This window comes from Paenibacillus sp. CMM36 (assembly GCF_053570945.1).
In genome coordinates, this window is record NZ_JBSEDY010000023.1 from 16,325 (window position 1) to 36,919 (window position 20,595).

At 45.3% G+C, this 20,595-nt stretch carries 23 protein-coding genes; all 23 read right to left on the reverse strand.

What is annotated here, in order from left to right; all coding sequences use genetic code 11:
• Positions 1-26: 26 nt before the first annotated feature.
• Positions 27-572 (reverse strand): 50S ribosomal protein L5, encoded by a 546-nt coding sequence (gene rplE / locus ACWA2B_RS25865; protein ID WP_007432571.1) that lies wholly within the window; start codon positions 570-572, stop codon positions 27-29.
• Positions 573-603: 31 nt separating this feature from the next.
• Positions 604-957, reverse strand: a complete 354-nt coding sequence (gene rplX / locus ACWA2B_RS25870; RefSeq protein WP_013312155.1) for a 50S ribosomal protein L24 — start codon at positions 955-957, stop codon at positions 604-606.
• 36 nt (positions 958-993) lie between these two features.
• A complete protein-coding gene (rplN, locus tag ACWA2B_RS25875; RefSeq protein ID WP_007432573.1) occupies positions 994-1,362 on the reverse strand; it encodes a 50S ribosomal protein L14 in 369 nt (122 codons plus the stop codon).
• Positions 1,363-1,396: 34 nt separating this feature from the next.
• Complete coding sequence (gene rpsQ, locus ACWA2B_RS25880) at positions 1,397-1,660, reverse strand: 30S ribosomal protein S17 (protein ID WP_007432574.1); 264 nt, start codon at positions 1,658-1,660, stop codon at positions 1,397-1,399.
• Between the two features lie 50 nt (positions 1,661-1,710).
• Positions 1,711-1,908, reverse strand: coding sequence for a 50S ribosomal protein L29 (gene rpmC, locus ACWA2B_RS25885; RefSeq protein WP_007432575.1), 198 nt, complete (start codon positions 1,906-1,908; stop codon positions 1,711-1,713).
• A complete protein-coding gene (gene rplP / locus ACWA2B_RS25890) occupies positions 1,898-2,332 on the reverse strand; it encodes a 50S ribosomal protein L16 (RefSeq protein WP_007432576.1) in 435 nt (144 codons plus the stop codon). The genes rpmC and rplP overlap by 11 nt, the downstream gene beginning before the upstream one ends.
• Positions 2,333-2,334: 2 nt before the next feature.
• Positions 2,335-3,000 carry a 30S ribosomal protein S3 gene (rpsC, locus tag ACWA2B_RS25895; protein ID WP_013312156.1) on the reverse strand — a complete coding sequence of 222 codons (666 nt, stop codon included), beginning with the start codon at positions 2,998-3,000 and terminating at the stop codon, positions 2,335-2,337.
• A 13-nt stretch (positions 3,001-3,013) separates the two neighbouring features.
• Entirely contained in the window at positions 3,014-3,346 is a 333-nt protein-coding gene (gene rplV / locus ACWA2B_RS25900) for a 50S ribosomal protein L22 (protein ID WP_013312157.1), read from the reverse strand.
• 36 nt (positions 3,347-3,382) lie between these two features.
• On the reverse strand, positions 3,383-3,661 hold the full coding sequence (gene rpsS / locus ACWA2B_RS25905) for a 30S ribosomal protein S19 (protein WP_029514489.1): 279 nt from the start codon (positions 3,659-3,661) through the stop codon (positions 3,383-3,385).
• Positions 3,662-3,733: 72 nt separating this feature from the next.
• Positions 3,734-4,564, reverse strand: coding sequence for a 50S ribosomal protein L2 (rplB, locus tag ACWA2B_RS25910; RefSeq protein WP_029514490.1), 831 nt, complete (start codon positions 4,562-4,564; stop codon positions 3,734-3,736).
• A gap of 30 nt (positions 4,565-4,594) precedes the next feature.
• Complete coding sequence (gene rplW, locus ACWA2B_RS25915) at positions 4,595-4,885, reverse strand: 50S ribosomal protein L23 (protein WP_013312159.1); 291 nt, start codon at positions 4,883-4,885, stop codon at positions 4,595-4,597.
• Positions 4,885-5,508 carry a 50S ribosomal protein L4 gene (gene rplD / locus ACWA2B_RS25920; RefSeq protein ID WP_013312160.1) on the reverse strand — a complete coding sequence of 208 codons (624 nt, stop codon included), beginning with the start codon at positions 5,506-5,508 and terminating at the stop codon, positions 4,885-4,887. The genes rplW and rplD overlap by 1 nt, the downstream gene beginning before the upstream one ends.
• Positions 5,509-5,534: 26 nt before the next feature.
• A complete protein-coding gene (gene rplC / locus ACWA2B_RS25925) occupies positions 5,535-6,158 on the reverse strand; it encodes a 50S ribosomal protein L3 (RefSeq protein ID WP_013312161.1) in 624 nt (207 codons plus the stop codon).
• Positions 6,159-6,190: 32 nt separating this feature from the next.
• Positions 6,191-6,499 (reverse strand): 30S ribosomal protein S10, encoded by a 309-nt coding sequence (gene rpsJ / locus ACWA2B_RS25930; protein ID WP_005544556.1) that lies wholly within the window; start codon positions 6,497-6,499, stop codon positions 6,191-6,193.
• Between the two features lie 338 nt (positions 6,500-6,837).
• Positions 6,838-8,028: an elongation factor Tu gene (tuf, locus tag ACWA2B_RS25935; protein WP_023990558.1), complete on the reverse strand. Its 1,191-nt coding sequence runs from the start codon at positions 8,026-8,028 to the stop codon at positions 6,838-6,840.
• A 94-nt stretch (positions 8,029-8,122) separates the two neighbouring features.
• Positions 8,123-10,201 (reverse strand): elongation factor G, encoded by a 2,079-nt coding sequence (gene fusA / locus ACWA2B_RS25940; RefSeq protein WP_029514491.1) that lies wholly within the window; start codon positions 10,199-10,201, stop codon positions 8,123-8,125.
• A gap of 47 nt (positions 10,202-10,248) precedes the next feature.
• Positions 10,249-10,719, reverse strand: a complete 471-nt coding sequence (gene rpsG / locus ACWA2B_RS25945; protein ID WP_007432586.1) for a 30S ribosomal protein S7 — start codon at positions 10,717-10,719, stop codon at positions 10,249-10,251.
• 50 nt (positions 10,720-10,769) lie between these two features.
• The gene (gene rpsL / locus ACWA2B_RS25950) at positions 10,770-11,192 is read right to left on the reverse strand and encodes a 30S ribosomal protein S12 (RefSeq protein WP_007432587.1); all 423 of its coding nucleotides are present in this window, start codon (positions 11,190-11,192) and stop codon (positions 10,770-10,772) included.
• 144 nt (positions 11,193-11,336) lie between these two features.
• Positions 11,337-11,588, reverse strand: coding sequence for a ribosomal L7Ae/L30e/S12e/Gadd45 family protein (locus ACWA2B_RS25955; RefSeq protein WP_007432588.1), 252 nt, complete (start codon positions 11,586-11,588; stop codon positions 11,337-11,339).
• Between the two features lie 218 nt (positions 11,589-11,806).
• Positions 11,807-15,421, reverse strand: a complete 3,615-nt coding sequence (gene rpoC, locus ACWA2B_RS25960; protein ID WP_029514492.1) for a DNA-directed RNA polymerase subunit beta' — start codon at positions 15,419-15,421, stop codon at positions 11,807-11,809.
• 140 nt (positions 15,422-15,561) lie between these two features.
• Complete coding sequence (gene rpoB / locus ACWA2B_RS25965) at positions 15,562-19,107, reverse strand: DNA-directed RNA polymerase subunit beta (protein ID WP_029514493.1); 3,546 nt, start codon at positions 19,105-19,107, stop codon at positions 15,562-15,564.
• A gap of 355 nt (positions 19,108-19,462) precedes the next feature.
• On the reverse strand, positions 19,463-20,065 hold the full coding sequence (locus ACWA2B_RS25970; RefSeq protein WP_029514494.1) for a class I SAM-dependent methyltransferase: 603 nt from the start codon (positions 20,063-20,065) through the stop codon (positions 19,463-19,465).
• A 148-nt stretch (positions 20,066-20,213) separates the two neighbouring features.
• On the reverse strand, positions 20,214-20,579 hold the full coding sequence (gene rplL / locus ACWA2B_RS25975) for a 50S ribosomal protein L7/L12 (RefSeq protein ID WP_029514495.1): 366 nt from the start codon (positions 20,577-20,579) through the stop codon (positions 20,214-20,216).
• Positions 20,580-20,595 lie beyond the last annotated feature (16 nt).

Below are 20,595 nucleotides of genomic sequence, written 5' to 3' on the forward strand. Positions count from 1 at the left end.
CAGACGCCCGAAACGTTATGCCAACATTATTTTGCGAAAGGCATGCCCAGCTGAGTCAGAAGCTCACGGGACTCTTCGTCAGTTTTGGCAGTCGTTACGATAACGATGTCCATACCACGAACTTTATCAACTTGATCATACTCGATTTCCGGGAAGATCAACTGTTCTTTCAGACCAAGCGTGTAGTTACCACGTCCGTCGAAAGCTTTTGTTGATACACCATGGAAGTCACGTACGCGAGGAAGAGTAATGTTGAACAATTTGTCCAAGAAATAATACATACGCTCGCCACGAAGTGTTACCTTTACACCGATTGGCATGTTTTCACGCAATTTAAAACCTGCGATAGATTTTTTCGCGCGAGTGATTACTGGCTTTTGACCAGCGATCAGCTGCATGTCGTTGAGAGCTGAATCAAGCACTTTGGAGTTTTGGACTGCGTCGCCAACACCCATGTTGATTACAACTTTCTCGATTTTAGGCACTTGCATCACTGTTGTATAGTTGAACTTCTGCATCAAGGCAGGAGTGATTTCTTTCAAGAAACGTTCTTTCATTCTTGTTGTAGCCATGAATCATATACCTCCTTTCTTTAAAAAATAATTAGTCGATCACTTCGCCAGAACGTTTTGCAATGCGCACTTTTTTTCCGTTGTCCAAAACTTTGTAACCAACACGGGTTACTTTTCCGCTCTTCGGATCAATGTGCATAACGTTGGAAACGTGAATCGGAGCTTCTTTCTCGATGATGCCGCCTTGTGGATTCAGCTGATTAGGCTTTTGGTGTTTTTTAATCATGTTAACACCTTCCACAAGCACACGGTTTTGACGAGGGTAGGCAGCGATAACGCGACCTTTTTTACCTTTATCTTTACCTGTAATCACCAGAACAGTGTCGTCTTTTTTGACGTGCAGCTTGTTGTTATGGGATTCCAGAACTTTTTTCACTTTTGGCATTTCGTACACCTCCTACGGGCACATTTTAAGGTGAGTTTAGATCACTTCCGGAGCCAAGGAAACGATTTTCATGAAGTCCTTGTCACGAAGTTCGCGAGCAACTGGTCCGAAAATACGAGTACCACGTGGGCTCTTGTCTTCTTTAACGACCACTGCTGCGTTCTCGTCAAATCCGATGTAGGAACCGTCTTTACGGCGGATAGAACGTTTAGTACGAACAACAACCGCTCTTACTACATCACCCTTTTTGACAACGCCGCCTGGTGTTGCTTGTTTTACGGAACAAACGATCAGGTCACCAATTTGAGCTGTACGACGTCCCGTACCACCGAGCACACGGATACACATCAGTTCCTTCGCGCCGGAATTGTCAGCTACAGTCAAACGTGTAAATGGTTGAATCATTTATTTATCCTCCTTTCGGAAAAACTACACTACATTAGATTATAACAGCTTTTTCAACGATTTCGACCAGTCTCCAGTTTTTGTCTTTGGACAGAGGGCGAGTTTCCATGATTTTAACAGTATCACCGATTTGTGCAGTGTTGTTTTCATCATGAGCTTTGAATTTCTTAGTTACTTTAATGCGTTTATGGTAGAGATCATGTTTTTTGTAAGTTTCTACAGCAATCACAATCGTTTTATCCATTTTGTCGCTGACTACTTTACCGACTAATACTTTACGGGCATTACGTTCGCTCATTGTTGGCCTCCTTCCTAATTACAGGCGGATTTTCCACCCGGTCTGATATCTTAGCTAATCCCAAGTTCTCTTTCACGGATCACAGTTTTAGCACGAGCAATTTCCTTACGCACAGCGCCGATCCGAGTCGGGTTATCAAGCTGACCGGTAGCGAGTTGAAAACGAAGGTTAAAAAGTTCTTCTTTAAAACCGGAGATCTTTTGTTCGATTTCAGCAGTGGTTAGGTTGCGGAATTCACTAGCCTTCATTTGCTTCACCACCCAATTCTTCACGTTTCACAAACTTAGTTTTGATTGGCAGTTTGTGAGCGGCAAGACGCATTGCTTCACGAGCAATCTCTTCCGGAACACCAGCAAGTTCAAACATAATCTTGCCTGGTTTCACTACTGCAACCCATTTTTCTACGTTACCTTTACCACTACCCATACGAACCTCAAGAGGCTTCTGAGTAATTGGTTTATCAGGGAAAATTTTAATCCAAACCTTACCACCACGTTTGATGTAACGAGTCATCGCAATACGAGCAGCTTCGATTTGACGGTTAGTAATCCATGCAGGTTCAGTAGCTTGCAAACCGTACTCACCAAAGTTCAGTGTAGTACCGCCTTTTGCACGACCCTTCATATGACCACGTTGTTGTTTACGATGTTTTACGCGTTTTGGTACCAACATGATTAGTTGCCTCCTTCCTGAGGAGCTTGTTTCTTAGCTGGAGGAAGAACCTCTCCACGATAGATCCATACTTTTACGCCAAGACGGCCGTAAGTAGTATGAGCTTCCGCTGTACCATAGTCAATGTCGGCACGAAGCGTATGCAGTGGAACAGTTCCTTCGCTGTACCCTTCGGAACGAGCGATTTCGGCACCGCCAAGACGTCCGCCTACTTGAGTTTTAATTCCTTTTGCTCCGGAACGCATAGTTCTTTGAATCGCTTGTTTCAAAGCACGACGGAAAGAAACACGACGTTCCAATTGTTGTGCAATGCTTTCAGCAACCAAGATTGCGTCCAGTTCAGGATTTTTAATTTCAGAAATATTGATGTGCACCTTTTTACCGCCTGCGATTTTAGTAATTTCATTACGCAGATTTTCAACTTCGGAACCACCCTTACCGATAACCATACCTGGTTTCGCAGTGTGAATCGTTACATTGACACGGTTAGCTGCTCTCTCGATTTCAACACGGGATACAGCGGAGTCTTTCAATCTTTTTTTCAGATGTTCACGAATTCTAACGTCTTCCAGCAAAAGATCACCGAAATCTTTGCCTGCATACCATTTGGATTCCCAATCACGGATAATACCGATTCGGAGTCCGACGGGATTTACCTTTTGGCCCACACGTTTTCCCTCCTTATTTTTCAGATACCACCAGAGTAATATGACTGGTGCGTTTGTTAATACGGCTTGCACGACCCATTGCACGCGGGCGGAATCGTTTCATTGTAGGACCTTGGTTTACAAAAACCTGAGATACTACCAATTTATTTACGTCCAAAGAGTAGTTGTGATCTGCATTTGCAATCGCAGAATTCAACAATTTCTCAACGACTGGAGAAGCGGACTTTGGAGTGTGACGAAGAATTGCAATCGCCTCACCAACCTGCTTACCGCGAATCAAATCGATAACAAGTTTCACTTTGCGAGCAGAAATCCGTACGGATTTAGCATGTGCTTTTGCTTCCATTGAGTTTACCTCCTCTCAAACACTACGCTGTGTTGATTATCTTCTTGTTTTCTTATCGTCATCCGTATGGCCTTTGTACGTACGTGTTGGAGCAAATTCGCCCAATTTGTGTCCGACCATATCTTCCGTTACGTATACTGGCACGTGTTTACGGCCATCGTATACACCAAACGTATGTCCGATAAATTGCGGGAAAATCGTAGAGCGACGGGACCAAGTTTTGATTACCACTTTTTTCTCCGACTCGTTCAAAACCTCTACTTTTTTCAACAGGTAACCATCAATGAATGGTCCTTTTTTGAGACTGCGACCCATTTATGAATCCTCCCTTCGTTAAAACGTAGTCGTTCCTTAATATGTTAACGTGCGACTTAAGCGCACGTTTTATTACTTAGTACGACGACGAACGATGTACTTATCAGATGCTTTACCTTTTTTACGTGTCTTGTAACCAAGGGTTGGTTTACCCCATGGAGACATTGGAGATTTACGTCCGATTGGAGCGCGACCTTCACCACCACCGTGTGGGTGATCGTTAGGGTTCATTACAACACCGCGAACTTCAGGACGTTGTCCCAACCAGCGACTACGACCAGCTTTACCGATTTTCACCAGTTCATGGTCTTCGTTACCTACAGAACCGATTGTCGCGCGGCAAACTTTCAGAATGCGGCGAACTTCACCAGAAGTCAAACGAATTGTAACATACTTTTCTTCTTTACCAAGAAGTTGGGCTTCCGTACCAGCGGCACGAACGAGTTGGCCACCTTTACCCGGTTTCAATTCGATGTTGTGGATAACCGTACCTACTGGAATGTTTTCCAATGGCAAAGAGTTACCGATTTTAATATCGGAACCTGCACCGGATACCACTTCGTCTCCTACTTTCAGACCTTTAGGAGCGATGATGTAACGTTTTTCACCATCCACATAGTGGATAAGTGCGATGTTGGACGTACGGTTTGGATCATATTCGATCGTAGCAACGCGGCCCGGTATTCCATCTTTGTTACGTTTGAAGTCAATAATACGGTACTTACGTTTGTGTCCGCCGCCATGATGACGAACCGTAATTTTACCTTGGTTATTGCGTCCAGCTTGCTTGCTCAGAGGTGCCAGCAACGATTTCTCGGGCTGATTAGTTGTAATCTCCTCGAAAGTAGATACAGACATAGCACGTCTGGCCGGGGACGTTGGTTTATACTTTTTAATTGGCACTGAGTTTCCCTCCTTACTTTACAGTTTCAATTATACCGTTTCAAAAAACTCAAGCGGCTTACTGTCTTTGCTCAGCGTTACGAACGCTTTCTTCCACTCGCTCGTATAGCCGGAATGACGTCCGTAGCGTTTTGGTTTTGCAGGAACACGAAGCGTATTTACGTTACTTACTTTCACGTTAAAAATGGCTTCGATTGCTTTTTTAACTTCGACTTTGTTAGAACGAATGTCAACCTCGAAAACGTATTTCAAGTCATTCATCATACCAGCCGTACGTTCGGTGATAACCGGACGTTTGATAATATCACGAGGATCCTTCATTACGCGAGCACCTCCTCTACCTTCTGAACTGCTTCCTTCGTAATGATCAGTTTGTCGTGTCCGAGCACATCAAGAACATTAATGCCATCTGCGGCTACAAACTTCACACCAGGAATATTACGAGCGGACAGTGCTACATTATCATCATAGCTAGGAGCTACGATCAATGCTTTACGATCAGCTTTAAGGTTATTCAAAATGGCTGCGAATTCTTTCGTTTTAGGTCCGTTCAGTGTAAGAGCGTCCAATACGATAATTTCATTCTCAATCACTTTGGATGACAACGCCGATTTGATCGCCAGACGACGAACTTTCTTAGGCAATTTGTATGCATAGCTGCGTGGAGTCGGACCAAATACAGTACCGCCACCAACCCATTGCGGTGCACGGATCGAACCTTGACGAGCGCGGCCAGTACCTTTTTGTTTCCAAGGTTTACGTCCGCCACCACGTACTTCAGAACGTCCTTTTACTTTGTGAGTACCTTGACGCAGGGAAGCCAATTGCATAACAACAGCGTCATGAAGAACGTGCTTATTCGGCTCGATACCGAACACTGCGTCGTTCAATTCAATTTCACCAACTTGGCTGCCGCTAATATTAAATAGTGCTACTTTTGGCATTTCGTGTTCCTCCTTTCTTCAGTTGTTTATTTTTTCACCGTTTCTAATACTTTAACGAAGCTATTTTTAGGTCCTGGAATGGAACCTTTCACGAGCAACACATTACGTTCTGTATCGATCTTAACAACTTCAAGACGTTGGATAGTTACCGTTTCATGCCCCATGTGTCCTGGCAGGTGTTTACCTTTAGGAACGCGGTTAGCTTGAATGGAACCCATAGAACCTGGACCTCTGTGGTAACGCGAGCCGTGTGCCATTGGTCCGCGGCTTTGTCCCCAACGTTTGATAACGCCGGCAAAACCTTTACCTTTAGAAATACCTGTTACGTCAACGAACTCGCCTTCTGTGAAGACATCAGCCTTCAGTTCTTGGCCAACCTCGTACGCAGCAAGGTCGATGCCACGAAGTTCACGAACGTAGCGCTTAGGTGCAGTATTTGCTTTTTTCGCATGTCCTGCTTCAGGTTTGTTGGATCTTTTTTCTTTTTTATCAGAGAAACCGAGTTGGATAGCTTCGTATCCATCGTTTTCCAGATCTTTCTTTTGCAGAACAACACAAGGACCTGCTTCGATAACCGTAACAGCAAGTACGTTACCTTCAGGGGTAAACACTTGAGTCATTCCGAGTTTTTTTCCTAAGATACCTTTCATGTTGACACCTCATTTCTTTTCCTAATTACATATTACAATTTAATTTCGATATCTACACCGGACGGCAGGTCCAAGCGCATCAAGGCATCCACAGTTTGTGGAGTCGGGTTAACAATGTCGATCAAACGCTTGTGTGTGCGCATTTCGAACTGCTCCCGGGAATCCTTGTACTTGTGTACCGCACGGAGAATAGTAATGATTTGTTTTTCAGTTGGCAGCGGAATTGGCCCGGATACACCTGCGCCCGAACGTTTTGCTGTTTCAACAATTTTCTCAGCGGATTGATCAAGAATTCTATGATCGTAAGCTTTCAAACGGATACGAATTTTTTGCTTTGCCATTTTAGTCCCTCCTTCTATCGCCCAATTTGGTATCGGACATACTCCGTGAAAATTTTCCGACAGCCCTCCCATGGCAAAGGGGCCGGGTGTGTCAGTAACCTCTCACATCATCGCACAGTCACAAACAACATTAGTTATTATATCGAATAGTTCTGCCTATTGCAAGCAAAAACGAAAAAACAATGCATCTTATTTTCAAAAGATACAATTGTGCTCGCAGCTCGCGATTTTTTCAAGAGAAAAGCCCCCGCACCAGGGCAGGGGCTCGTTAAGCTTCGTTCCAATACAACGTTACTCGTTCCAGTACACTGTTGCTCTATTTAAAGGCAAAAGCCTTCTTATTTGGAGATTGTTGCTACGGCACCAGCGCCAACTGTACGTCCGCCTTCACGAATAGAGAACTTAGTTCCTTCTTCGATAGCGATCGGGTTGATCAGTTGAACAGTAACCGTGATGTTATCACCAGGCATTACCATTTCGGAACCTTCTGGCAAAGTAATGATTCCAGTTACGTCAGTTGTACGGAAGTAGAACTGTGGACGGTAACCAGTGAAGAAAGGTTTGTGACGTCCGCCTTCTTCTTTAGTCAAAACGTAGATTTGAGCAGAAAATTCTGTATGTGGGTTAACAGAACCTGGTTTAGCCAATACTTGGCCGCGCTCGATTTGTGCACGATCTACACCGCGAAGCAGTGCGCCGATGTTGTCACCAGCTTGAGCGGAATCAAGCAATTTACGGAACATTTCTACGCCTGTTACTACGGATTTACGGGATTCTTCTTGAATACCGATGATTTCGATTTCGTCGCCCACTTTAACTGTACCACGCTCTACACGGCCTGTAGCAACTGTACCACGACCAGTGATGGAGAATACGTCCTCGACAGGCATAAGGAAAGGCTTGTCAGTGTCGCGTTCTGGAGTTGGGATGTAAGTGTCGATTGTTTCGAACATTTCAACGATTTTCTTAGCCCAGTCGCCATCTGGGTTTTGCAGTGCTTCACGAGCGGAACCACGAGTGATTGGAGTGTCGTCGCCTGGGAAGTCATACTCGCTCAGCAAGTCGCGAACTTCCATTTCAACCAATTCCAGCAACTCTTCGTCTTCAACCATGTCGCATTTGTTCAAGAATACAACGATATAAGGAACACCAACTTGGCGGGACAACAGGATGTGCTCGCGAGTTTGCGGCATTGGGCCGTCAGCTGCAGATACAACCAGAATCGCTCCGTCCATTTGTGCAGCGCCAGTGATCATGTTTTTAACATAGTCGGCGTGACCTGGGCAGTCAACGTGTGCATAGTGACGGTTAGGTGTTTCATACTCCACGTGTGCAGTGGAGATTGTGATACCGCGTTCGCGCTCTTCTGGAGCTTTATCGATTTGATCGAATGCTACAGCAGCACCACCGTAAGTTTTGGACAATACAGTTGTGATTGCAGCAGTCAAAGTAGTTTTACCATGATCGACGTGACCAATAGTACCGATATTAACGTGCGGTTTGTTACGCTCAAACTTAGCCTTTGCCATTTGAACAATTCCTCCTCAATAACTTGTATTATTTTAGGCTGCCAGATGCCCTTTTGGTAAAACCCAGAGCATACCGGTCAGCTGATACATTGTATTACTCGCCGCCTTTGGTTTTGGCAACGATCTCTTCAGCAATGCTCTTCGGAACTTCTTCATAATGAGAAAGTTCCATGGAGAACACACCGCGTCCTTGTGTACCGGAGCGAAGTGTAGTCGAGTATCCGAACATTTCGGACAAAGGCACCTTCGCACGAATGATTTGAGCTCCACTGCGGGAATCCATACCTTCAATCCGACCACGACGGGAGTTCAACATACCCATTACGTCACCCATATATTCCTCAGGAACCGTTACTTCAACTTTCATAATCGGCTCGAGCAATACTGGTTTACATTTATCTTTCGCTGCTTTCAGCGCCATTGATCCGGCAATTTTAAATGCCATTTCATTGGAATCGACATCATGGTATGATCCGTCCACGATTGTAGCTTTAACGTCCACAAGCGGGAAGCCTGCGATAACGCCGTTTTTCATTTGTTCCTCAATACCAGCAAGAGCAGGAGCGATGTACTCTCTAGGAACAGAGCCGCCGACTACCTTACTTTCGAATTGACTACCAGTACCTGGCTCAAGCGGTTCGAACTCAACCCATACGTGACCATATTGACCACGACCACCGGACTGACGAACGAATTTACCTTCGACACGTGCTGGAGCACGGAACGTTTCACGGTAAGCAACCTGTGGTTTACCCACATTTGTTTCTACCTTGAACTCACGACGCATACGGTCAATGATGATGTCCAAGTGAAGCTCACCCATACCCGCCAAGATGGTTTGACCTGTTTCTTCGTTAGTATGAGCGCGAAGAGTCGGATCCTCTTCAGTCAACTTACCGAGAGCTACAGACATTTTATCTTGGTCAGCTTTGGTTTTAGGCTCAACCGCGATTTCGATAACCGGATCAGGGAAGTTCATGGACTCGAGAATAACAGGACTCTTCTCATCACACAGTGTATCACCTGTACCTGTATCTTTCAAACCTACGGCAGCCGCAATATCACCAGAGTAAACTACAGTGATTTCTTGACGACTGTTCGCATGCATTTGAAGAATACGTCCGATACGTTCGCGTTTACCTTTTGTTGCATTCAATACGTAAGAACCGGATTGAAGAACACCGGAGTATACGCGGAAGAATGTCAACTTACCAACGTAAGGATCCGTCATGATTTTGAATGCCAATGCGGAGAATGGCTCTTCATCGGAAGAGTGACGTTCAACTTCCGTACCGTCTTCCAAATGCCCTTGAATACTTGGCACATCAATAGGAGCCGGCAAATAGTCGAGAACAGCATCCAACATCAGCTGAACACCTTTATTGCGGTAAGAAGATCCACAGATAACTGGGAAGATTTTAACTTCTACAACACCTTTACGGAGAGCGGCTTTAATTTCGGCAACCGAAATTTCTTCGCCTTCCAGGTATTTCATTGTCAATTCTTCGTCCAGTTCAGCAACCTTCTCGATCAATTCATTACGAAGTTCTTCAACTTGATCTTTGAATTCCGCAGGAACTTCTACTTCTTCGATATCTTGACCAAGATCATCTTTGTACATATGAGCTTTTTGTTCAACGATATCGATAATACCAGTAAAATCATTTTCTGCGCCGATTGGCAATTGAATCGCAACTGCGTTCGCTTGAAGGCGATCACGCATGTCAGAGACAACATTCAGGAAGTCGGCACCAATGATATCCATTTTGTTTACATATGCGATCCGTGGAACGCCGTAGCGATCAGCCTGTCTCCATACGGTTTCGGACTGAGGCTCAACGCCTTCTTTCGCACTGAAAACACCAACTGCTCCGTCCAATACACGAAGGGAACGTTCAACTTCAACAGTGAAGTCAACGTGCCCCGGGGTGTCGATGATATTGACGCGATGACCTTTCCAGGCAGCGGTCGTCGCAGCGGAAGTAATCGTGATTCCGCGCTCTTGTTCTTGTTCCATCCAGTCCATTGTCGCAGCGCCTTCGTGAACTTCACCGATTTTGTGCGTACGGCCTGTGTAGAACAAGATCCGCTCTGTTGTTGTGGTTTTACCCGCGTCAATATGAGCCATGATCCCGATATTACGTGTATTTTTCAAGGAGAACTCTCTTGCCATGAAATGGGTCTCCCTTCAAAATTGAAGTTATTTTTTTGAGCTGAATCCTACCAACGATAGTGAGCAAACGCTTTGTTCGCTTCAGCCATTTTGTGCGTGTCTTCACGTTTTTTCACGGAAGCGCCTGTGTTGTTGGAAGCATCGATAATTTCAGCCGCCAAACGCTCTTCCATGGTTTTCTCACCGCGGTTGCGGGAGTAGTTTACGAGCCAACGTAATCCCAGGGACGTACGTCTTTCTGGTTTTACCTCGATTGGTACTTGGTAGTTGGCACCGCCGACACGGCGTGCTTTAACTTCCAGGACTGGCATGATATTCTTGATAGCTGCTTCAAAAACTTCCATCGGGTCATTCCCCGTACGTTCTTGGATAAGCTTGAACGCATTGTACAGAATGCTTTGAGCAACGCCTCGTTTTCCGTCGAGCATGATGCGATTGATCAAGCGGGTAACCAACTTGCTGTTGTATACCGGATCTGGCAACACGTCTCTTTTGGTAACTGGACCTTTGCGTGGCATGGATATCCCCCTTTCTTACATGTTAAACCGACATACGCGGTTTATATTCATTAGGATTTTTTAGCTTTAGGGCGTTTTGCGCCGTATTTGGAACGAGCTTGCATGCGGTTGTTTACGCCTGCAGTATCCAAAGCACCGCGAACGATATGGTAACGCACACCCGGAAGGTCTTTTACACGACCGCCGCGAATCAGCACTACGCTGTGTTCTTGAAGGTTATGTCCAATACCTGGAATGTAAGCAGTCACCTCTACACGGTTCGTCAAGCGAACACGAGCATATTTACGAAGTGCGGAGTTTGGTTTTTTCGGAGTCATAGTACCTACACGAGTGCACACTCCGCGTTTTTGCGGGGCACTGATGTCGGTAGCTTCACGTTTCAAGGCATTAAAACCTTTTTGCAAAGCCGGTGATTTCGATTTCTCGATTTTGGCTTGACGTCCTTTACGAACCAGTTGGTTAATAGTTGGCATGTTGGTTGCCACCCCCTTCCTCAATTTTTGCTGTTACTTTACAAACCTTATCTAAGCCCACAGACCCAGGCGGTTCATAAAAGAACAAATGAAAAGTCTTTGCCGCCAAGAATAACGATTCCTTAGACAAAAACGTTCCTTACCCTATTGTTTTACGATAGCAGCCATTGCGGCTCCCACTTCAATCCCACATGCAGCTCCGAGATTTTTCATTGTGTCTACGAGAGTCACTTTGACTCCTTGCTTGTTGCACAAAGCAATGATGTTGGAAGTGAGACGCTGATCTGCGTCTTCTGCCACATATACTTCTGAGGCAAAGCCCAATTCTACCATACGAATGGTTTGTTTGGTACCGATTTTGACATGAGCATCTTGCAGTCCCTGTTCTTTAGACATATCTCATTCCTCCGAAAAGACCCAATAGCATATAGGCTGCTCACGCACCTTTGCTATATTAGCATTGACTATAAGTAATGTCAAGACAAATATAAACCATAATTCATTTAAACAGAATAACACGATTCATTTTTGAAAAAAGCACCGGAGCACCGTCTACTGCAGCTTTTATACAAAGCTTATGTCAGCGGTGTTCCGGTAATCATACTATTTTTGTATTACTCTGCCGAAATTGGTTCGAGCTCCTCAGATGGAGACTGCCCCTCTTCCGGCTGGGCAAATTTCACGCTACGGTAACGGTTCATGCCTGTTCCCGCAGGAATCAATTTACCAATAATTACGTTCTCTTTCAGTCCAAGCAGCTGATCAACCTTGCCTTTAATAGCTGCATCAGTCAGGACACGAGTAGTTTCCTGGAAGGATGCTGCTGACAAGAAGGAGTCAGTTTCCAGAGATGCCTTGGTAATACCGAGCAGTACTGGCTTAGCTACCGCTGGTTCTTGGCCGCTGAGAATCGCTATCTTGTTCGCATTTTCATACTCATGGACATCAACAAAGGAGCCTGGAAGTAAGATTGTGTCGCCCGCATCAATGATACGGATTTTACGCAACATTTGACGAATCATAACTTCTACGTGCTTGTCGTTGATTTCTACGCCCTGGTTCCGGTATACGCGTTGAACTTCCTGAAGGATATAGTTCTGTACCCCGCGAATACCTTTAATACGCAGCATTTCTTTAGGATCAATTGAACCATCCGTCAGTTCGTCCCCAGCTTCAACAGTCATACCTTCGCTTACGCGCAGGCGGGAACCATACGTTACTGAGTATGTTTTCGTTTCAGCTTCACCCTGAATGTCGATCTCACGGCGGTCTTTACCTTCACGAACTTCTTTAACTGTACCGTCAATTTCACTAATCGTTGCCTGACCTTTAGGATTACGCGCTTCAAAAAGCTCCTGGATACGAGGCAAACCTTGTGTAATATCGTCACCCGCTACGCCGCCTGTGTGGAACGTACGCATAGTAAGCTGTGTTCCCGGCTCACCGATGGATTGTGCAGCGATGATACCAACTGCTTCACCAATCTCAACGTGTTTACCAGTCGCCAGATTGCGACCGTAACATTTCTTGCAGACGCCATGTTTAGCACGGCAACTTAATACAGAACGTATTTGAACTTTGTGTACGCCAGCTTTAACAATCGCTTCAGCTTTGTCGGAGTCAATCAATTCGTTACGTCTAGCCAAAATCTCGCCAGTCTCAGGATGACGTACCGTTTCAAAGCAATAGCGACCTTCCAGACGGTCATAGAGATCTTCAATTACTTCTTTACCATCCTGGATACGACTTACTGTGAAGCCTTTATCCGTTCCGCAGTCTTCTTCACGCACGATAACATCCTGTGCGACATCTACGAGACGACGAGTCAGGTAACCCGAGTCAGCCGTACGAAGGGCAGTATCCGCCAAACCTTTACGCGCTCCGTGAGTGGAGATGAAGTACTCGAGTACTGTCAGACCTTCACGGAAGTTTGATTTGATTGGGAGTTCGATAATACGTCCGGATGGATTCGCCATCAGACCACGCATACCGCCGAGCTGAGTAATCTGTGATTTGTTACCCCGCGCTTTGGAGTCCACCATCATCATGATGGAGTTGTAGCGATCCATGGACTTCATCAATACTTCAGTAATATCATCTTTCGCTTTAGACCAAATATCGATAATCCGGTCATAGCGTTCTTCATTCGTAATCAGACCACGACGGTACTGATTCGTTACAACTTGCGCTTTGTCTTCGGATCCCTTAAGAATCTCTTGTTTTTCCACCGGCACGATTACGTCCGATACAGCAACCGTTACCCCTGCACGAGTGGAATACGTAAAGCCAAGCTGCTTGATTTTATCCAGAATTACAGCTGTTTCTGTTGTATGGTAAGTCTCAAAACAACGGGCAATGATATTACCAAGGTAATCCTTGCCTACCCCGCTAGCTTGCGGAGCGTTTTGAATGGCTTCTGTAAGATTTACACCCTTCTCGTAAACAAAGAACTCCTCCGCAGTACCATAAAGCAGGTTCGCACGGGTAGCATCATTGATGTACGGGAAGCTTGCCGGGAAAATTTCATTAAAGATAATTTTACCAACCGTTGTGATCAACATCGCTTCCTGTTGTTTTTCCGTAAAGCTCGTTTTATTCAAAGCTTTAACCGGAATAGCTACACGAGCATGAAGTCCAGCTGTACCACGTTGGTAAGCCGATATAGCTTCATTCATGTTGCGAAGGATCATATTACTTCCTTCTTCTTCTTTGTTATCCATAGTCAGATAGAAAGAACCAAGAACCATATCCTGGGAAGGTGTAACAACTGGCTTGCCGTCTTTCGGATTCAAAATGTTGCCGGATGCTAGCATAAGCAAACGAGCTTCAGCTTGGGCTTCCGCAGACAACGGAACGTGAACAGCCATTTGGTCACCGTCAAAGTCGGCATTATATGCAGTACATACGAGCGGATGCAGACGAATCGCACGACCTTCAACCAAAATCGGTTCGAACGCCTGGATACCGAGTCTATGCAACGTAGGGGCACGGTTCAGAAGAACCGGATGCTCCTTGATTACTTCTTCCAGCACATCCCATACTTCTGCACTCACACGCTCTACTTTACGTTTCGCGCTCTTGATATTGTGCGCCAAACCTTTGTTCACCAGTTCTTTCATAACAAAAGGTTTGAACAGTTCCAACGCCATTTCTTTTGGCAAACCGCATTGATACATTTTCAAGTACGGACCTACAACGATAACGGAACGACCAGAGTAGTCAACACGTTTTCCGAGCAAGTTTTGACGGAAACGTCCTTGTTTACCTTTCAGCATGTGGCTGAGGGATTTCAAAGGACGGTTACCTGGACCTGTAACAGGACGACCACGACGACCATTATCAATCAAAGCGTCAACAGCTTCCTGCAACATCCGTTTTTCATTTTGTACGATAATATCTGGCGCACCTAGATCTAACAGACGTTTCAGACGGTTATTACGGTTAATAACACGACGATACAAGTCGTTAAGGTCAGAGGTAGCGAAACGACCACCATCCAACTGTACCATTGGACGAAGCTCAGGAGGAATAACAGGAAGTACGTCCATGATCATCCAATCCGGTTGGTTGCCTGAGTTACGGAAGGCCTCAATAACTTCAAGGCGTTTGATCGCACGGTTACGACGTTGTCCTTGAGCTGTACGCAGCTCTTCTTTCAAAAATTCTAACTCTTTGTCTATATCCAAATCTTGAAGAAGCTTTTTAACCGCTTCAGCACCCATACCTGCCTGGAAGCCATAGCCGTATTTCTCACGGTAGCTACGGTATTCTTTTTCGGACAGGAGTTGTTTTTTCTCCAAAGGCGTATCTCCTGGATCGGTTACAACATAAGATGCGAAGTAAATGATCTCTTCCAGAGATCTTGGAGACATATCAAGAGCAAGACCCATACGACTTGGAATGCCTTTGAAGTACCAAATGTGCGATACAGGAGCAGCCAACTCAATATGGCCCATACGCTCACGGCGAACCTTAGCGCGAGTAACTTCTACTCCACAACGGTCACAGACAACACCTTTATAGCGTACACGTTTGTACTTACCGCAATGACATTCCCAGTCTTTCGTAGGTCCGAAAATTTTCTCGCAAAATAGTCCTTCTTTTTCCGGTTTAAGCGTACGATAGTTAATCGTCTCCGGTTTTTTGACTTCTCCGCGGGACCAAGAACGAATCTTTTCGGGGGAAGCAAGCCCGATTTTCATATATTCGAAATTGTTAACGTCCAACAAGGAGCAACCCTCCTTAACCAAATCCTGAGTTTTTAGGTTTGATACCGCCCAGCAGCACCGGGCGGTATCAAGAAACCTGATCCATCCTAGAATGGATCAAGGTATATAACAAAGCTGATATGAGTCAGTTAGCAGTCAAACTACTCTACGCCAACCTCAGAGCCTTCCAGATTCAAACTCAGCTTATCGCCGCTTGTGTCATCCTCATCATCAAGCTCTCTCATTTCGATCTCTTGTTCGTCTTCAGACAGAATCTTCACGTCCATACCCAAGCTTTGCAGCTCTTTGATCAAGACCTTAAATGATTCTGGAACACCCGGTTCAGGTACATTTTCACCTTTGACAATGGATTCGTAAGTTTTAACACGTCCAACCACATCATCGGATTTCACAGTCAAAATTTCCTGAAGCGTGTACGCCGCGCCGTAGGCTTCCAATGCCCATACTTCCATCTCCCCGAAGCGCTGTCCACCGAATTGAGCTTTACCACCCAATGGTTGCTGCGTAACGAGAGAGTAAGGACCTGTAGAACGAGCATGGATTTTATCATCGACCATGTGCGCCAGTTTGATCATGTGCATGACACCGACAGTAACTTCACGTTCAAAACGATCACCCGTACGTCCGTCATACAACACAGTCTTACCATTACGCTGCATGCCTGCCTCTTCCATTGTATCGAACACGTCATACTCCTTGGCACCATCGAATACTGGAGTTGCCACATGAATACCAAGACGCATTGCAGCCATACCCAGATGGACTTCAAGCACCTGTCCGATGTTCATCCGTGAAGGTACCCCCAGCGGGTTCAGAACGACCTGTACTGGTGTGCCATCCGGCAGGAACGGCATATCTTCTTCAGGCAAAATACGGGCAACGACACCCTTGTTACCGTGACGTCCAGCCATTTTATCGCCTTCGGAGATTTTACGTTTTTGAGCAATATATACACGAACCAACTGATTTACACCTGGTGGCAGTTCATCGCCATTTTCACGTGTAAACACCTTTACATCTACAACAATCCCATCTGTTCCGTGAGGAACTCTCAAAGAAGTATCGCGAACCTCGCGTGCCTTCTCACCAAAGATTGCGTGTAAGAGACGTTCTTCAGCTGTCAATTCAGTCACACCTTTAGGTGTAACTTTACCAACAAGAATGTCACCTGCACCGATTTCGGCACCAATACGAATGATTCCACGCTCATCCAAGTTGCGAAGCGCCTCTTCACCGACATTTGGAATGTCACGAGTGATTTCTTCAGGTCCAAGTTTCGTGTCACGAGCCTCGGATTCGTATTCCTCAATATGGATCGAGGTGTATACATCCTCCTTGACCAGTTTCTCACTCAGCAGGATCGCATCCTCGTAGTTGTAACCTTCCCAAGTCATGAAGGCAACGACAACGTTACGTCCCAACGCCAACTCACCCATCTCTGTAGATGGACCATCCGCAAGAATATCGCCAACTTTGACAATATCTCCTCTGTTCACAATCGGACGTTGGTTAATGCAAGTTCCTTGGTTAGATCGCATGAATTTGTGTAATTTATACTTAACAATGTCGCCCTTCACTTCAGCACCATCTACAGTTTCGATACGACGCAACCAAATTTCGTTAGCCGAAGAGCGTTCGATAACTCCGTTGTATTTGGATACAATGCAAACACCAGAATCTTTTGCAGACTTGTGCTCCATTCCTGTTCCGACCAATGGAGACTTTGGAATCAAAAGTGGGACAGCCTGACGTTGCATGTTGGAACCCATCAATGCGCGGTTAGAGTCATCATTCTCCAGAAACGGAATCAGTGCTGTCGCAACTGATACGACCTGTTTAGGTGATACGTCCATGTAATCGACACGGCTACTAGCCATTGGAATAATGTTATCAGACTGTTTGTTATAACGGACAATGACGACCTCATCCTTAAAGGTGTTTTCCTCCGTCAATTCCGCGTTCGCCTGAGCTACGATGTAGTTATCTTCTTCATCAGCAGTCAGGTAATCAATCTGGTCTGTAACTTTTCCGGTTTTCGGATCTACCCAACGATAAGGAGCTTCGATAAATCCGTACTCGTTGATACGTGCAAATGTGGACAAAGAGTTGATCAAACCAATGTTTGGTCCCTCTGGTGTCTCGATAGGACACATACGGCCGTAGTGACTTGGATGGACGTCACGCACTTCCATGCCTGCGCGTTCACGCGTCAAACCGCCGGGTCCGAGTGCGGACAGACGACGTTTGTGCGTTAATTCAGCAAGCGGGTTTGTCTGATCCATAAACTGTGACAGCTGCGAGCTACCAAAAAACTCTTTAATCGAAGCAATTACTGGACGTATGTTAATCAACGCTTGTGGCGTAATTACATTAGCATCCTGAATCGACATTCTTTCACGCACCACGCGTTCCATACGGGATAAACCGATACGGAACTGGTTTTGGAGCAACTCACCTACAGAACGTAAACGACGGTTACCCAAATGGTCAATATCGTCCGTACTTCCGATACCGTGAAGCAAGTTAATAAAATAACTGATGGAGGAAATAATATCGGCAGGCGTAATATTCTTAACCGATTTATCAATATTTCCGTTAGCAATCAATTTTACTACTTTACCGTCCTCAATTGGCGAGAATACATCAATCGTTTGAAGTGGAATATCATTGCTTTCCAGCACGCCGCTAGCAACATGATACGTGCGGTGTCCTACTGATTCCTCCAGTTGGGCCAAAATCTCGTCCAACAGGCGACGATCCACCATTTGTCCTGCTTCAGCGATAATTTCACCAGTTGTTGTATCAATCAATGTCTCAGCAAGACGTTGATTGAACAGACGGTTTTTGATGTGAAGCTTTTTATTGATTTTGTAACGGCCTACGTTGGCCAGATCATAACGTTTTGGATCAAAGAAGCGTGCAACAAGCAAGCTCTTTGCGTTATCCAGTGTAGGTGGCTCACCCGGGCGAAGACGCTCATAAATTTCAATCAGCGCTTTCTCCGTGGAATCCGTATTGTCTTTATCAAGTGTGTTGCGGATATATTCGTCATTGCCGAGCAAATCCAGAATCTCAGCATCAGTGCCAAAGCCAAGTGCACGCAGCAACACCGTAACCGGAATTTTACGGGTACGGTCAATCCGGACATAGATAATATCCTTCGCATCCATCTCCAGTTCGAGCCAAGCCCCCCGGTTAGGAATTACCGTTGCGGTGTATGTTGTTTTCGCATTCTTGTCGACTTTTGTGCTGAAATAGACGCTGGGAGAGCGAACCAACTGGCTGACAATAACCCGTTCCGCACCGTTAATAATAAACGTACCCGTTTCAGTCATCAGCGGGAAGTCTCCCATGAATACTTCCTGCTCTTTCACTTCCCCGGTCTCTTTATTAATAAGCCGGACTTTTACCCGAAGCGGTGCTGCATACGTAACGTCGCGTTCCTTTGCGTCGTCAACGGTATATTTGGGTTCTCCGAGAGAATAGTCGATAAACTCCAAAATCAGATTTCCAGTGAAATCTTGAATTGGTGAAATATCCCGAAACATTTCCCGTAATCCTTCCTCCAAAAACCAATCATAGGATTTTTGTTGGATCTCAATCAGGTTCGGAACCTCGAGTACCTCATTAATACGTGCATAACTGCGCCGAGTGCGTCGACCATATTGAACAAGATGTCCTGCCAACTTAAACTCACCCCTCATGTCTACTCACTTTAAAAATACATTGCGAACCTCTGTTTGTGACCTTATAATAAGACACATACAGAAGATTCAATCTTACAAATACAGAAAAGCCCTTACTCGAATGCATTCGAAAAAAGAGCAACGTATCTGCAGAATCCTCTTACCGGAAGATCTTCATCACTTGTAGATTTGCCCAAAATGGTTGTATTATACGTAATAGCGATAAATACTATACCTACTACGCATAAATCTATTGACATTTCAACAAACTAAAGCCATGGAGGGCATCCTAATACTGACATTTTATAATGATATCACAGACCAGGATTCAAGTCAATGGTCCTATTGCATTTTCTTAAAAACTTTTTTTGGCCTTCAAAATTCGATAGCCCTTATCCTTTGTAACTTCCTCCACATGACCGAAAAGACTCTCTATCTTAGCACTCGCCGAAGGGGCCCCCTGCTTTTTCTGAATGACTACCCACAAAGTTCCACCCTCATTTAAATGCTCATAAGCAAGTTCAAAAATGGTATGCACTGTTTCTTTTCCTGCACGTATAGGAGGATTCGTCAAAATTACGTCAAAACGTTCATTCTTCACTTCCGCAAACAAATCGCTTTGCTTAACGGTGACATTCTTAACCCCATTACGTTCCGCATTCTCTATCGCTAGTTGAACGGCTCGCTCATTAATATCAACCATTGTGACGTGTCCTTCTGGGACAAGCGCGGCTGCCGCCAAACCAATCGGCCCGTAACCGCATCCTACATCTAATACCGAGGCTTGTGCAGGAAGCTGCATCGCTTCAATCAGCACGCGACTCCCATAATCAATGCCCTGCTTCGAAAAAACGCCTGAATCGCTGACAAAACGGTATGACCGCCCCCGCAGCACTGTTTCCAGGCTCCGTCTTTCATGCGCCGTCTCTGGCCGCTTGGAGTAGTAATGATCAGCCATTCATGCCCACCTCTTTCGGTTGTACTACCATCATAGCCTTTACAATTACCTTTCAGACATGCTGGCACTACCGTTTTACAGCAACAAACCCCTTGAAGATCACCTCAAGGGGTTTGTTTTAGTTCATTGTCTGCTAGAAAGCAGTCAATTATTTCACTTCTACAGAAGCGCCTGCTTCTTCCAATTTTGCTTTAATGGATTCAGCTTCTTCTTTAGCGATTTTTTCTTTCAGTGGTTTTGGAGCGTTGTCAACCAGTTCTTTTGCTTCTTTCAGGCCAAGACCTGTGATTTCGCGAACTGCTTTGATAACGTTGATTTTGGAACCGCCAGCGCTTGTCAAGATTACGTCGAACTCGGATTGCTCAGCTTCAGCTGCGCCACCTGCTGCGCCACCTGCTACAGCTACTGGAGCTGCTGCAGTTACGCCGAATTCTTCTTCGATTGCTTTCACGAGATCGTTCAGTTCCAATACGGACATACCTTTAATTGCTTCCAAGATTTGCTCTTTACTCATGGTTGAACCTCCATTT